Genomic DNA, 14,409 nt, shown 5'->3' with positions numbered 1-14,409 from the left:
GTATAGCAGAGGATTATCTTTTTTGCTTTTATCCGACCAACAGTTATTTTACACTAAGATCGGCAGTTGGAGCGGGAAGTCGTCGTTTTGGGAAAGTCTTTTCTTTAGTTTTTTTGGCGAAATATAGGCTAAAAAAAATAAAGAAAGGACTTTTTTTCATGGAAAATTTTAATCAAATTGAAAAGTTGCGACAACTTCAAACGGAGTTGAAAGAGAACTCGGCTCAATCAAATTTAGCTAATTTTGAAAATTTGGTTGGTGTGTATTTAGGTGTGGAGCCTAAAATTCATTACCCAAAATTAAAAGATCAGGATGGTAATAAAGTTAAAGATGAGAAAGGTAACGACATGCGTTCGGAAGTGAGTGACGGTTGGACTTACACGTTTAGTGAATTTGGGACTTCGAAACAAATTAAAGTTGTTTTGAACAAACAAATTAACTTTAAACTTTTAACTGCTTATTCAATAAGTGGTAAAGGCTACGATATTAAATCGGGCGGTATGTACTTTTTAGAATTAGATACGAAAGTAGCTAATTATTAGTTTAAATTCGGGGTCGGACTAATTAAGCCCGATAGACCCCGGGTACTAATTGAAAAAGGGCTCACAATCTACTACTGCACTCCTAATAACCAGAATAATCGGGTAAAAGAAATATCTATTGGCATATAAGCTTTTCTCCCTATTGTACACGCTCATAAAAAATGAACGCAACAGTTTATCTTGTGGTTCCTATTTTTTAGGACTATAAATAGGTTTTCCCTTAATAATTAGCTCCATTTATGATATTTTAGAAGAGTGAACATCATTTGCATAAGAAATGAGGAATTAACTTGAAACCTTTTACTAAACGAGACTATTTTCACTTATTTACCTCTACCTTTAAATTATCGGCCTTTACCTTTGGCGGAGGTTTTGTCATTATCCCTTTAATGCGAAAACGATTCGTTGAAGAATTGCATTGGATTGAAGAAGAGGAGATGGTCGACTTAACGGTGATTGCACAATCTTCTCCGGGGGCTATTGCAGTTAATGCAGCTATCTTAGTGGGTTATCGTGTCGGCGGGATTTTAGGAGCCTTGGTGTCCGTGATTGGAACCGTCCTACCCCCTTTAATCATTATTTCGATTATTTCCATGTTTTACCAAGCTTTTCATGATAATCTTTATGTAGGAATTATTATGAGAGGGATGCTGGCAGGAGTAGCCGCCGTCATTATTGACGTAGTTTGGCGCATGGGGCAACAATTGTTGAAAGAAAAACGCTTGTTACCTCTGATTGTCATGGTATTAACCTTTATCGCTTCAAGGTATTTACGCCTTAATATTCTGTTAATCATTGTCATTTGTGCCTTAATTGGAGCAATTGACAGTTGGTACCGTATGCGTAGACAGGATGGTGAAATTTAATGATTTTTTTAGAACTATTTTGGTCATTTTTTCAAATTGGCTTATTTAGTATCGGCGGAGGCTATGCTGCGATGCCACTCATCCAAGACCAGACCGTTGAACTGCATCAATGGCTAACGATGACGCAATTTGCTGATATTATGACGATTACTGAAATGACACCTGGACCGATTGCGATTAATTCTGCCACCTTTGTCGGTATTCAAGTTGCAGGAATCCCAGGTGCACTTGTGGCCACCTTTGGCTGCGTCTTACCGTCTAATATCATCGTGATGAGTCTAGCCTTTTTATATTATCGCTATCGTGGGTTTTCTTTAGTTAATGGGGCTCTTGCAGGTTTACGCCCTGCTGTCATTGCGATGATTGCTTCAGCTGGCTTATCCTTATTTAATATGGCCATCTTTGGTCAACAAAGATTACCAAAAGATAGCTTCAATCTCGATTGGATAGGCTTATTTCTATTTATCGCAGCACTGGCACTCTTACGCAAGTACAAAGCGAATCCAATCCATGTAATGGTAATGGCCGGAGTGGTGCGATTGCTACTCTATTTGATAATGTAATCGATAATCGTAAAAGATTGATAATTAGAAAATAAAAACGCCTTAAAGATAAGTGATGGATTAGCCAACCTATCTTTAAGGCTTTTATAATGACTCAATTGTTAAAACGATGTTTATCTATTTTACTAGCAGTTAAGCTTTAAACCCGTAAAACTCTTCCACTTTGTGTTGTTGAATCCCTTCTTTTAATTTTTCTACTGCCTCACGGCCTAGTAAGGTTTCCACAATTTTAAAGGATTGATAGATAGCGATAGCTGCACCACGACCGGTAATAATATTGCCATCTTCCACGACAATATGATCCTCAATATATTCTTTAGCTGTCGCCAATTCCTCTTTAAAACTAGGGAAACTGGTCACATTTTTACCTTCAATAACTCCGGCTTTTTCTAAAACAATTGGGGCTGCACAAATTGCCGTAACCAATTTTTCTTCTTTATTAAATTGTTGCACTAGTTTAATGACCGCTTCATTATCTCGTAAATTAGTCGCACCTGGTAATCCTCCTGGTAAATATAAACCTAAATAATCATCGGGATTAATATCACTTAACAATTTATCGGCTAAAACAGGAATCTTATGAGAACCTGTTACCTTTAGGTCATCTGTAATAGAGACGGTATCTACTTCAATGCCAGCTCTTCTAAAATAGTCAACGGGAGTCAATGCTTCAATTTCTTCAAAACCATCGGCTAAAAACACTAAAAATTTTTTCATTTCGTCCTCCTTATGTTGTCTTATATCGTACTACAATCTTAATATACCATAATGATAACACGTTATAAAACAATACGGTCATCTGAAGCCTATAAGGTATCTTAACCTACTATTCCCGAATAAATTGATGATCGGCCTCGTTTCCTCAAGACTGCTAAATCGCTCTGGTTGTTTCACCTATGATTAATTTAGGTTTTAGAACAACATCATTGTTAAATTCTTTATTGGGGTCTTGCCCCTCAATTACTTTCAATAACTTATCGATCGCAACTAATGCTAACTGATTAGGATTTTGTTCAACAGAAGTTAATGGTTTTGTTGAGAACTTATTATATTCAATATTATCATAGCCAACTACTGAAATATCCTCAGGCACTCGAATCTCTAATTCTTGTGCACGTCTCATAAAACCTAATGCGACTAAATCATTAGCACAAACAACTGCTGTTAGCTCTTTTTGTTCTAATATTTTATCTGCGTTTCGATAACCATCTTCAAAGGTAATTTTGGTCTCTACATACCATTCTTCTTCGGGCGAAATATCGTACTCTCTCAATGCTCTTAAATAGCCGTTTGAACGATGTAAACTGTTAACTAAAGTCATATTGGCACCTAAATTACCAATCCTTCGATGACCTAAATTAATTAAATATTGAGTAGATAAATAACTTCCTTGTTCATTATCATAATAGACTTGTGGTGTTGCCACCTTTTCTAAATAACGATCTAAATGAATCGTCGGCACATCATAGCTTACCTGTTGAATCTGAATTAAAGAATTTTCGTAAAAGAACCCATTTGCATGAACAATAATAAGGCCATCGATATTCATACCGTTTAATTTTGAAATAATATGTTGTTGTGTTTCATTGTTATCATTTGAATTCATAATGACTGTCACATAATTACGCCTTGTCAATTGTTGCTCAATTTCCATTGCAATGCCTGCGAAAAATGGATTTTCAATATTAGGTATTATTAAACCGATTAAATTTGTACGATTTGTAGCTAAACTTCTTGCTACTTGATTAGGAACGTATTTTAACTCTTCCGCTATACGAAATATTTTTTCCTTATTGGCTTTTGATACCCTATTAGGACGATTATTCAAAACTAGTGAAACCGTTGTTGGAGAAACTCCGGCCTTTTCTGCCACTTCTTTCAATGTTACTTTCAACTTATCCACCCCCAACTCATTTCTTAGTTGAAATGCTCTTTTATTTTTAATTATTGTTTATCATAATATTAAATGAAAAAAATTACAAATTGTCTAATCTCGTAAAGTTTTATTAGATTCAAACAATCTGAATAGACATCGTTTAAGACCGCTTAACCTTTCAATAATGATAAGAGACTGGAACAATTTTTCTGCCCAGTCTCCTTACTCACTGTAATTTATGATTTAATATTAAGCTTATTGTACAATTTCAAGTATCGCATCATAGATTGATTGTATTTCTGATAATTCAATAAATACTTGAAACTGATTATTTAATATTAAAGTTCCTTTCACAACATCCAATGCTTCTATATTGGATTTGGCTATGATTTTTTTGTTCTCAACATTAAACCGTATGCGCGTGGCACAATGTGTCACTTCTTTAATATTAGTTTTACCAACAGCAGAAATAATTTCTGCCGCTATTTCTTTAGAACTCATCGGCCTACCCCCATCTATCTACAATAATTTAATAAATCAAATAGGTTACTCAGAATCTTCAACAGTTTCTTTATCTAATAATGTCACATCTGTTGGAATTTCTTTCTCTACTGTTTCTCCTTTAAGCATTTTAACAGCTGTTTCGACTGCTAATTTCCCCATATCGAATGGTTTTTGCTCTACAGTCACGGCCATTGTTCCATCTTTAACTGCTTGTTTAGCATCATCTGTTGCATCAAAACCTGTCACTAAAATATCTTCTCCCGGTACTTTACCAAAAGCATTTACCGCTTCAATTGCACCTAGTGCCATTTCATCATTCGATGCAAAAATTACTTTTAGATTAGGATTTGCTTGTAAAATATTTTCTGTTACAGTCATTCCTTCCGTACGGTCATAATTGGCTGTTTGTGAAGAAACAACTTTTACTTTTCCATCTAAAGCATTCATTAATCCTTCTTTACGGTCAATTGCTGAAGAAGCGCCCGGTACCCCTTCTAAGACTGCTACTTCATCTTCCTCTGATAATTTTTCTAACATGTACTCCCCAACTGATTCCGCTGCTTTTACGTTATCCGTTCCAATATAAGCATCTACATCTGCACCTTCAACAATTCTATCCACTGAAATAACTTTAATCCCTGCATCAATTGCCATTTGAACAGATGGTCCTACTGATGCTGAATCTTCTGGGTTTACAATTAACACTTTAATTCCTGATGAAATTAAATCTTCAATATCAGTTGACTGCTTAGCTGGATCATTTCCAGCGTCAACGATTGAAATATCCACACCTAATTCTTTCGCTTTCTCTTCAGCTCCATCCGCGATTGAAACAAAGAATGGATTATTTAATGTTGAAATCGAAAAACCTATTTTTCCTTCTACTTCTTCTGCTGATACATCTGTCGCCGTCATTCCAAATCCATTTAATAACATTCCAGCTGCTAATAATCCCGTTGCGATTTTTTTAATTAATTTCATTTTAATTTCCTCCAAATCTTATTTTTTTCTATCTGATAAAACGGCAAATAGTATTACTAAACCTTTAACAATATCTTGTAAATAAGAATTAATACCTAAAATGTTCATACCATTACTTAACACTGCAATAATTAACACACCAATAAAAGTTCCTGTTATTTTACCACGTCCTCCTTCCATACTCGTTCCACCAATAGCTGTTGCAGCAATCGCATCTAATTCATATCCTACTCCCAAAGTAGGTTGAGCAGAATTCAATCTAGAAATTAAAATTAATCCCGCAAGTGTTGCCATTAAACCTGATAAAGAATAAACAAAAATTTTAACGCGAGCAATATCAATTCCCGCTAACATCGATGTTTTTTCATTTGATCCGACAGCATAAATTTTACGTCCAAGTGCTGTTTTATTTAACAAGATATACATCGCAATAAAGGCAATCAACATGATAATAATAGGCGCTGGAATTCCAAATAATTTACCGCGTCCTATAAATTCAATCATTGGAGCACCGACATATTCCGGTTTCGTAATACCAGAAATCGGTCGTCCATCTGTATAAATTAAGGTTAATCCTCTATAAACTGTCTGAGTAATTAAAGTAGCAATGAAAGGCTGTAATTTTGTTTTACCTACTAAAATACCTCCAACTAATCCTAAGACAATCCCTAAAACAATCGCAATCATTAATGCTATAGGGACAGGGATACCAAGATTGACAATCATTCCTGCTGTTACGGTTCCGGTTAATGCTAAGATTGGACCTACTCCAAGATCGATACCACCCGTTAAAATAACAGCTGTCATCCCAAATGCAATTAAAGCATTAATAGAGGCTTGTCTTAAGAGATTTAAAATATTACCAAATGTTCTAAATTCTGGACTAATAATTGAAATCCCTACAACTAAAACAATTAAGGCAATGATTGCACCCAATTCATGTAATTTTACTTGTTTCTTTGCTGTTTCAGCCATTATATAGTTCCTCCTGTTGCTATAGTCATAATATTCTCTTCTGAAATTTGTTCTTTATCAATGATTGCTTTTAATTCACCTTCGCGCATTATTGCAACTCGATCACTCATTCCAATAACTTCAGGTAAGTCTGATGAAACCATAATAATAGCGATTCCCTGTTTGGTTAAATCATTCATAATTTGATAAATTTCCTCTTTTGCCCCCACATCAACGCCACGCGTTGGTTCATCTAATATTAAAATTTTAGGATTAGTCAACACCCATTTGGCCATCACGACTTTTTGTTGATTACCCCCGCTCAAGTTACCTGTTTCTGTTTCGGTATTGAAAGTTTTAATCTTAAACATTTGAACCGCCGAATTTGCCATCTCCTTTTCAGCGCTTTCATTTATAAAACCTTTAGGTGCTAATTCCTTGAAATTAGTAACGGTTAAATTTTCCCTGATACTTTTTTCAAGTAATAGTCCTTCACTCTTTCGGTCCTCTGTCACAAATCCGAGTCCTAAATCAATGGCTTTTAATGGATTATCAATTTTTTCTTGGCGTCCATTGATAAAAATTTCACCGGATTTTAAAGCTTTGCTTCCAAATATCCCATGCATCACTTCTGAACGACCGGATCCCATTAAACCGCTAAAGCCTAAAATTTCACCCGCTTTGACATCAAATGAAACATTATTGACACTTTCGTCTTCCAGCGTTAAGTCTTTTACTTCAAAAACGACTTCTCCAATTTTTGTTTCACGAGTTGGGTAACGATTGGTTAACTCGCGACCAATCATCATTTTAACTAATTCATTTTCATTCGTTTCATTAGTCTGTTTCGTCCCAATATAATGTCCATCACGCATTACGGTAATACGGTCTGAAATTTGGAATATTTCTTCCATTCGATGTGAGATATAGACAATCGCTACATTGTTAGCTGTTAACTGTTCAATGACTTCGAACAATTTTTTCGTTTCAGAATCTGTCAACGCTGCTGTTGGTTCATCCATAATAATGACTTCTACATTGGACATTAAGGCTTTACTTATCTCTACCATTTGTTGTTGCCCGATAGATAATTCTGACATTTCTTGCGTAGGCTTTATTCCAGTCTCTAATGATGTTAACAACTCTTGGCATTTGTTTCGCATCGCTTTCTTGTCTAACATGCCAAACTTATTTTTTATCTCCTTATTGAGATACATATTTTCTTCAACTGTCATATCAACTAATACATTCAATTCTTGATGAATGAATGCAATACCAAACTCTTCAGCTTCCTTTGGCCCCGAAAAATCTTTAGGTTGTCCATCGAATAATATTTCACCTGCATCTCTTGTATGAACACCTGTCAATATATTCATCAAGGTCGACTTTCCGGCACCATTTTCGCCCATTAAAGCATGAACCTCACCAGGTAATATTTCAATTTTAGCATCGTGTAATACTTTGTTATCCCCAAATGATTTTTCAATATTTTTCATTAAAACATGCACACAACAGCACTCCTTTCGGTGATAGTCATTTAAAATGTAACGTTCGATTGTAAGATAATATTCGAATATGGTGTAATTTCACCTGTTCGAATGACTGCTTTTGATTCTTGAGTTTGTTGTTTAAAATCTTCATGAGAAACAAACTCTATTTCAACATCATCTTCTAAAAGCAACTTTATTGCTTCCAATTGATTTGCATTTTCTTTTTTGATTTCTTCTGCTAAGATGACTTTTTCAATCTTCATATCCTCTAACACTACTTTTAAAACTTCAATAAATTTAGGAAATCCTTGGCTAAGCGATACATCAATTTTCTTTACATTACTCGGAACTGGTAAACCACAATCCCCTATCGTAATTTGATCGGTATGTCCTAAATCTGCTAATACTTTGCTAATCTCACTATTCAAAATTCCATGCTTTTTCATAAAACGGATGCTCCTTTATTTCTTTTAGAGTAGGATTACCTGACTGTGCTCCAAATCTCTGAATCGCAATCGATGAGGCTAAATTTGCAAATTTGATTGCTTGATCGATTGCCAAACCTCTTACTGTAGCAACAGCAAACGCACCATTAAAACAATCTCCAGCTCCAGTCGTATCAATGACTTCATCTACTTTAAATGATGGAACTAATTTCACCTCTGAGCCATTATGATAGGCTGCTCCTTCATCTCCTAATGTCACCACTAATTTATTAGGATACTTGGCTAAAACATCTTCCATATTTTGATTTGGGAAAAGTACTTTAAACTCCGTTTCATTCGGTGTTAAATAAGTTACCTTTTTAATATAATCGTCTGAAAGTGGCCGCGCTGGAGCAGGATTATACAATAATGGCGTCTTTAGTTCGTGACACAAATCGATTGTCTTTTGCACCACTTCCGCTTTCACTTCATTTTGAATGATGACTAACTGACTTTCTTGCAAAGTATTTTTTGCATTTTCGATATCATTAATGGTTAATTCATTATTAGCTCCAGGAATATAAATAATTGAATTATCACCTTGAATTAACTGAATAATGGCCGTCCCTGAACTTTGTTCTACTTGTTTTACAGCTTCAGTTTTTATTAAATTCTTTTCTAAATTTTCAATTAACTGATTGCCAAAAACATCATTCCCTACTGAACCAATCATTTCGGTTTCGACACCTAAACGCGCTACTGCAACTGCTTGATTAGCACCCTTTCCTCCAAATGAAAAAGATAACTGATCCCCTTGTATCGTTTCACCAACTGCTGGAGCTACGGTTGCTTCCACTACGATATCTGTTGAAATACTTCCAATAACGGTTATTTTCATTTTGTCCCACCCTTGTTTTGTTATTAATCTATCTTGATAAACGTTTGATAAAGCGCTTTACCAACTTTTTCAGACTTAGCATACACTAAAAAGAAACCGTTGTCAAATTTTATTTTATTTACCGACCTTAGTGACTACCATAATCTATACAATCTGTTTTCAAATTAACAAATTAAACAAGCAATAAAATAAATTTTACATAATAAAAATCCTTTTTCCTAAAATTAGAAAAAGGACCTATGTCTTTATATTATTTCTATTGACTCAATTCTTCTTTTAAAGCTAAAACTTTTTGTTCAATCTTTGCAATGGTTTCTTTGAAGAAGGCATCACCATGTCCCGTTGGGTCTTCTAAATCCCAATCACCATCGTATTTTTTGCCGATGAATGGACAGCCCACTTCACAGCCCATCGAATAAGCTAAATCCGGCATTGGTATTTCATCGACTAATTTAGAATGCTGAGTGGCTTCCATATCAATGCCGTATAATTCTTTCATAATTCTGACAGCATCTTGATTAATTTGCGGTTTGGTTTCAGTTCCAGCTGAATAACTTTCAAAAACTTCACTTGCAAAATGTTTTCCTAAAGCTTCAGCAATTTGACTCCTACATGAATTATGGACACATATAAATGCTACTTTTTTCTTTTCCATTTTCACACCCCTTTATGCCTGTTCACCGTTCATTATATACGCTCGCGAATCGTCACTGCAAGTACAACTCCTTCAGTTTTACCAATTTTTGGCGTATGATCTTTAACATGTGTTCACTATCTCTATTTGTTGGAATTCCTTGTCCAATTATAGTTGAATGACTCGTGGTGCTAAATAAGATTTCGTTTAATGTTGAAACATGCCCCATTGATTACTTATATAAGATAGTCTAAACGATAATTTATTTAATGCCTCTTAAATTTGCTAATAAAATCGTTAAAATTTAACCATCCTCTTCATCATCCAATTTCACATAGCACTCATTTCTATTTAATTCGTAGTTAGCTAAGTTGCCATCCTGTATTATAAATAAATTTACCGTGCACCCATTCACTTCTAATCAATGCTTAATGGCCCCTTTTAAACACAAAAAAAATCGGACTCCTAAAGGAATCCGACAGACGTTAAATACCTAATAAAAGACTGGCAATTTCAAAATAAATAATTAAAGCAAAAGTATCGACAACCGTTGTAATCAATGGCCCAGCCATTACGACTGGATCTTGTTTAAAGAATATTCCAATAAATGGTAATACAGCACCAACTAGTTTAGCCATCACGATAGTACACATTAAGCTAAGTGATACGGTTAAATTGACCATTAAACTAACATGATCCATCATTCCAATGCGAATAACGTTGATAATGGCTAAGGTTAACCCGACCATTAAGGCAATTCGTAACTCTTTCCAAATAATTTTTATAATATCTCCACTATCCAATTCACCTAAAGTAAGGGAACGAATAATAACAGTTGTGGCTTGACCACCAGCATTACCACCACTGTCCATTAACATTGGAATATAAGCTGCTAGCACGACACTGGTTGAAATAATATCATCATATCTTTGAATAATGTAACCCGTCATCGTCGCGGTAATCATTAATATCAGTAGCCATTTAATTCGTTTTAAAAAATGTGAATAGGCAGACTCTTCTAAATATCCCTCATCGATATTAGCCATCCCTTGCATTTGAGCGATATCTTCAGAGTACTCTTCTTCAATGACATCTAATACGGTCTCAGTTGAAATAACTCCTACTAAGCAACCTTCTTCATCAATAACTGGCAACACAGACAAGTGATATTTATTCATTAATTTAGCCGCTTCTTCTTGGTCAGCTAATGTGTTAATAGATATGACATCATGTTTGATTAATTCTGACAAGGGTTGATTTTGATATCTTAAGAGATCAGCGACATTAATGAACCCCTGTAATTGTTGACTATGATTAACCACCCAAATAACTTGTAAATACTCCGCATCAAATTGAGCGTTCTTCACTTTTTCAATAATTGTCTCTAGTGTATCATTTTCATAACATTTGACTAACTCTACTCCCATAATAGAGCCAATACTTTCTTCTGGATAACCTAATACTTGGTTAATTAAAGGGCGTCTATTAGCATCTATATGGCGGATTAATCGTTTAACGATATTAGCAGGTACTTCACGCATAGTTTCAGCTAATTCAAACGAATCCAAATGTTGAATAACTGTTTCAAGCTCAGAATCACTTAAATGCTCAATCATTGCTTGTTTATAATCAGTTCCCAACTCAGCGAAAGCTTCTGATAATTGTTCTTTTTTAATAAGACGACTAATAAATAAAATTTCTTCCGTATCCAGCTCTTCCATATAATGAGCCAAATCTACTTCATGCATTCTATTTAATTTTTCTGTTAAATCAAATAATTCTTTTTTGTTAAGTTCTAAAATTCCTCTCATACCAATACCTCAATTCATCATAAATTCGAGGTTTAGGTGAAGCTATTGATATGATACTGTACCTTTGTCCCTGGGGATAATCATCACTCTTCATATAAACCACTCCTTTATTATAAATTTTGGCGAAAAAAATAGTCTACCTCTAAACAGGCAGACCCAAAAAATACTTAAACAATAAAAAAACCTAGTTCAAGCTTTAGCTTTGATAGGCGGTGAAATTACACTAGTCGAAACCTTAGCGATTACAACTGCTAACCAGCGAATAATGTCTCCATTTTTTTGCGGCGGTAACCCATATCCTATCAGTAGCCTCACCTACCTCAAACAAAGTATAACATAGCTACATTTTGTTTTCAACTAAACCTTTCACGTAAACCAGCATCGATGAAGATTGACGTTTAAAGGATTTTCTGAAAACAGCAAGCGATTTTCAATATCACAAGTACTTTAAGAAAAAGCATCACTTTTTCATATATAAATGAACCGTTCATTGTTATTTGACAAAAACACTCTACCAATCTCATCGCGTCAAATAACAGTAAACCTGAAACATTTCCTTTTTGCGAGATTAAGAACAATTTACGTACAAACTATTTTTTCGCACTCAAGTGCAATTTTCAATCCAGTTATTTTTCGTATTCAATTGCCATTTTATAAAAAAATCTAGCCTCAAATACATGAGACTAGATGATAAATAGTATTGTTATTTTTCTGTTAAGCCAAAACTTACACGCGCACTAGCAGCTGCGAATAATTTTTCAAGAAGCGTTAACACAACAACCGCTACAACTGTTGGCACTAACCAAGAAAGTCCATATTCTGCCATTGGGAATGACGCTGATAAATCGGCCAAGTAAGGCAACTTCAAACCAAATGAAACAAATAATAAATCAACCAGTGGTAAACCAACAGATAAAAATGCTGCTACAACATAGGTTAAACGTGAGTAATGCACCCAATCATGGGTAGCCCCTAATACAATCAATACCAGAGCAACTGGATAGATGACTGTTAATACTGGCACTGAGTAGGCTAATAAGTTATTTAATCCAAAGTTCGCCATGACAAACGAGAAAACTGTCCAAACCACGACCCAAGCATGATAAGATAATTTCTTACCGAACAGAGTATGGAAATATTCACTACCACTTGTAATTAAACCAACACAGGTTGTTAAGCAAGCTAAAGTAAAGATAAAGGCTAATAATACTGCTCCAAACTCACCAAATACTAATCTTGTCGATTCAGATAAGATAAATGCGCCATTTTCAGCACCGGCAAATTGTGTAGAAGTTACCATTCCAATTGTACTTAACATCGCATAAACTAAAAATAATACACACCCCGCGATAATACCAGCTTTTAAAGTATATCGTGTGACTTCGCTTCTATCTGTAATACCAAAGTTTTTAATAGCTAAACTCACCACGAAACCAAAGTTTAATGCCGCAACAGCATCCATGGTGTTATAGCCTTCTAAAAATCCTTGAACGACCGCTGCTTGTTGATAATTACCAACAGGAGCAGCCACTTCCTTAGGTAAAAAAATTACTCGTAAAAACATGAGTAAGATTAAACTTAGTAAAGTAGGTGTTAAATACTTTCCTACTCTTTCAACTAATTTAGTTGGTTTTAAACAAATCCACATCGCGACACCAAAGAAGACTGCCGTATACAACAAACGGGCGACTAGCGGATTAAAATCACTAGGTAAATAAGGAGCAATCGCCATTTCAAAAGGTACACTCCCCGCTCTAGGAATTCCAAGCCCTGGTCCAATCGATACGTAAATAGCGGTGGTAAAAACTAATGAAAACCAAGGACCTACACGATTGGCTAAATTCGATAACCCGTCGGTCTTACCAACAACAATAGCTCCTACTACCGGAAATATCACGGCTGTAATGGCGAAACTTAATAATGCGATTAGTGTCGTCGATCCTGCTTGATTTCCCAAGAGGGGTGGGAAAATTAAATTTCCTGCACCAAAAAACAATCCAAATAGCATAATGCTAACTTGTAAAAACTGACTACGGGTTAACTTTTTCATTCTATTTCCTCCTAATTTTTCTTCTTAAAAAATAAAAAAATCCTTTGTCACGAATGACAAAGGACGAAATTATCGCGGTACCACCTTTTTTTCTTAACTAAATAAGCGCTCGAACATCTATCAATGTTGGGTAATGATAACGCCTACCACTGCGTCAACTCTTACTCAATTTCTGAGTTGCATAAGAAAAAGGATTTTCAACTTACTTCGATATAAGCTCACACCCACCGCTTACTCTCTGAAATACTCCACAAGTTTACTCGTTTTTTCATGTTTTTAAGATTAAAATCATTTTAATACAATTATATTAACACTCATTTTAGACAGTGTCAAGCACCTTTTTTTATTTTCAGCTAAAAACTTTAACAAATCTTTAAGTTTTAGTAATCACTTAGTTGAAATGATTGATAATAGTTGATTACGGAAGCAATTTCCCAGTATTAATCCACTTCTTATTTGGGCTCTCACCACAAATTTTCTCATACATGATTCCAGACACGGCTGATTTTTTTCAGTTGTTCATTTGAGATAAATATACCTACTTCTTCTACGAGTAGCCTGTCCGTAGCTTTTTTTCAATAGAACGTCAGTAATAGAAACAACCATAACATCCACAACCACTATTAAATAAAATAAACGCTCGTTAACTTCTCAGGGCGAGCTGCCACCATCACGAATTAGCTGATATATGGTATCCTCTCGATTCTTAGTCAAAAAAACAGAAGCAAAATAATCTGCTTCTGTTTTCATTTAGGAGTTGGTATTGATTGAAACGCCAAGTTATGGGAGTGGACCAGAAGTAGAAAATTGAATAA

At 35.0% G+C, this 14,409-nt stretch carries 14 protein-coding genes, 1 riboswitch and 1 other annotated feature; of the genes, 3 read left to right on the top strand and 11 right to left on the bottom strand.

Features of this window, described 5'->3' with window-relative positions; translation table 11 throughout:
- The 3 genes from HMPREF2811_RS05090 to HMPREF2811_RS05080 form a co-directional block, all read left to right on the top strand.
- The coding region (locus HMPREF2811_RS05090) for a hypothetical protein (protein ID WP_246829814.1) at positions 1-542 on the top strand (542 nt) is incomplete at its 5' end.
- Between the two features lie 290 nt (positions 543-832).
- Complete coding sequence (locus HMPREF2811_RS05085; RefSeq protein ID WP_210386544.1) at positions 833-1,408, top strand: chromate transporter; 576 nt, start codon at positions 833-835, stop codon at positions 1,406-1,408.
- The gene (locus HMPREF2811_RS05080) at positions 1,408-1,971 is read left to right on the top strand and encodes a chromate transporter (protein WP_071408381.1); all 564 of its coding nucleotides are present in this window, start codon (positions 1,408-1,410) and stop codon (positions 1,969-1,971) included. The genes HMPREF2811_RS05085 and HMPREF2811_RS05080 overlap by 1 nt, the downstream gene beginning before the upstream one ends.
- Before the next feature lie 132 nt (positions 1,972-2,103).
- Here HMPREF2811_RS05080 and HMPREF2811_RS05075 read toward each other — a convergent pair whose 3' ends face one another.
- From HMPREF2811_RS05075 to brnQ, 11 genes are all read right to left on the bottom strand, one after another.
- Positions 2,104-2,688 (bottom strand): DJ-1 family glyoxalase III, encoded by a 585-nt coding sequence (locus tag HMPREF2811_RS05075; RefSeq protein ID WP_071408380.1) that lies wholly within the window; start codon positions 2,686-2,688, stop codon positions 2,104-2,106.
- Between the two features lie 154 nt (positions 2,689-2,842).
- A complete protein-coding gene (locus tag HMPREF2811_RS05070; protein ID WP_071408379.1) occupies positions 2,843-3,865 on the bottom strand; it encodes a LacI family DNA-binding transcriptional regulator in 1,023 nt (340 codons plus the stop codon).
- Positions 3,866-4,102: 237 nt separating this feature from the next.
- Entirely contained in the window at positions 4,103-4,348 is a 246-nt protein-coding gene (locus tag HMPREF2811_RS05065) for a PTS sugar transporter subunit IIB (RefSeq protein WP_071408378.1), read from the bottom strand.
- A 45-nt stretch (positions 4,349-4,393) separates the two neighbouring features.
- The gene (locus HMPREF2811_RS05060) at positions 4,394-5,332 is read right to left on the bottom strand and encodes a substrate-binding domain-containing protein (protein ID WP_071408377.1); all 939 of its coding nucleotides are present in this window, start codon (positions 5,330-5,332) and stop codon (positions 4,394-4,396) included.
- An 18-nt stretch (positions 5,333-5,350) separates the two neighbouring features.
- Positions 5,351-6,307 (bottom strand): ABC transporter permease, encoded by a 957-nt coding sequence (locus HMPREF2811_RS05055; RefSeq protein ID WP_071408376.1) that lies wholly within the window; start codon positions 6,305-6,307, stop codon positions 5,351-5,353.
- The gene (locus tag HMPREF2811_RS05050; RefSeq protein ID WP_071408375.1) at positions 6,307-7,794 is read right to left on the bottom strand and encodes a sugar ABC transporter ATP-binding protein; all 1,488 of its coding nucleotides are present in this window, start codon (positions 7,792-7,794) and stop codon (positions 6,307-6,309) included. Before HMPREF2811_RS05050 ends, HMPREF2811_RS05055 begins: the two co-directional genes overlap by 1 nt.
- A 29-nt stretch (positions 7,795-7,823) precedes the next feature.
- Positions 7,824-8,222: a D-ribose pyranase gene (gene rbsD / locus HMPREF2811_RS05045; protein WP_071408374.1), complete on the bottom strand. Its 399-nt coding sequence runs from the start codon at positions 8,220-8,222 to the stop codon at positions 7,824-7,826.
- Positions 8,197-9,099, bottom strand: a complete 903-nt coding sequence (rbsK, locus tag HMPREF2811_RS05040) for a ribokinase (RefSeq protein ID WP_071408373.1) — start codon at positions 9,097-9,099, stop codon at positions 8,197-8,199. The genes rbsD and rbsK overlap by 26 nt, the downstream gene beginning before the upstream one ends.
- Positions 9,100-9,355: 256 nt before the next feature.
- Positions 9,356-9,754 (bottom strand): arsenate reductase/protein-tyrosine-phosphatase family protein, encoded by a 399-nt coding sequence (locus HMPREF2811_RS05035; RefSeq protein WP_071408372.1) that lies wholly within the window; start codon positions 9,752-9,754, stop codon positions 9,356-9,358.
- 464 nt (positions 9,755-10,218) lie between these two features.
- Positions 10,219-11,544, bottom strand: a complete 1,326-nt coding sequence (mgtE, locus tag HMPREF2811_RS05030; protein WP_071408371.1) for a magnesium transporter — start codon at positions 11,542-11,544, stop codon at positions 10,219-10,221.
- Between the two features lie 173 nt (positions 11,545-11,717).
- Positions 11,718-11,874, bottom strand: a riboswitch (M-box (ykoK) riboswitch).
- A 373-nt stretch (positions 11,875-12,247) separates the two neighbouring features.
- On the bottom strand, positions 12,248-13,594 hold the full coding sequence (brnQ, locus tag HMPREF2811_RS05025; RefSeq protein ID WP_071408370.1) for a branched-chain amino acid transport system II carrier protein: 1,347 nt from the start codon (positions 13,592-13,594) through the stop codon (positions 12,248-12,250).
- Positions 13,595-13,650: 56 nt separating this feature from the next.
- Positions 13,651-13,875: a binding site (T-box leader), on the bottom strand.
- Between the last annotated feature and the right edge of the window lie 534 nt (positions 13,876-14,409).

Origin of the sequence: Globicatella sp. HMSC072A10, from assembly GCF_001811625.1 — a bacterium.
GTDB lineage: Bacteria > Bacillota > Bacilli > Lactobacillales > Aerococcaceae > Globicatella > Globicatella sanguinis.
This window is presented reverse-complemented; position numbering and strand designations above follow the sequence as displayed.

Bases quoted from the DNA above. Each gene is read 5' to 3' on its own strand.
- HMPREF2811_RS05080 (WP_071408381.1), top strand. From the start codon at position 1,408: ATGATTTTTTTAGAACTATTTTGGTCATTTTTTCAAATTGGCTTATTT.
- HMPREF2811_RS05075 (WP_071408380.1), bottom strand. From the start codon at position 2,688: ATGAAAAAATTTTTAGTGTTTTTAGCCGATGGTTTTGAAGAAATTGAA.
- HMPREF2811_RS05065 (WP_071408378.1), bottom strand. From the start codon at position 4,348: ATGAGTTCTAAAGAAATAGCGGCAGAAATTATTTCTGCTGTTGGTAAA.
- HMPREF2811_RS05060 (WP_071408377.1), bottom strand. From the start codon at position 5,332: ATGAAATTAATTAAAAAAATCGCAACGGGATTATTAGCAGCTGGAATG.
- HMPREF2811_RS05055 (WP_071408376.1), bottom strand. From the start codon at position 6,307: ATGGCTGAAACAGCAAAGAAACAAGTAAAATTACATGAATTGGGTGCA.
- rbsD (WP_071408374.1), bottom strand. From the start codon at position 8,222: ATGAAAAAGCATGGAATTTTGAATAGTGAGATTAGCAAAGTATTAGCA.
- rbsK (WP_071408373.1), bottom strand. From the start codon at position 9,099: ATGAAAATAACCGTTATTGGAAGTATTTCAACAGATATCGTAGTGGAA.
- HMPREF2811_RS05035 (WP_071408372.1), bottom strand. From the start codon at position 9,754: ATGGAAAAGAAAAAAGTAGCATTTATATGTGTCCATAATTCATGTAGG.
- mgtE (WP_071408371.1), bottom strand. From the start codon at position 11,544: ATGAGAGGAATTTTAGAACTTAACAAAAAAGAATTATTTGATTTAACA.
- brnQ (WP_071408370.1), bottom strand. From the start codon at position 13,594: ATGAAAAAGTTAACCCGTAGTCAGTTTTTACAAGTTAGCATTATGCTA.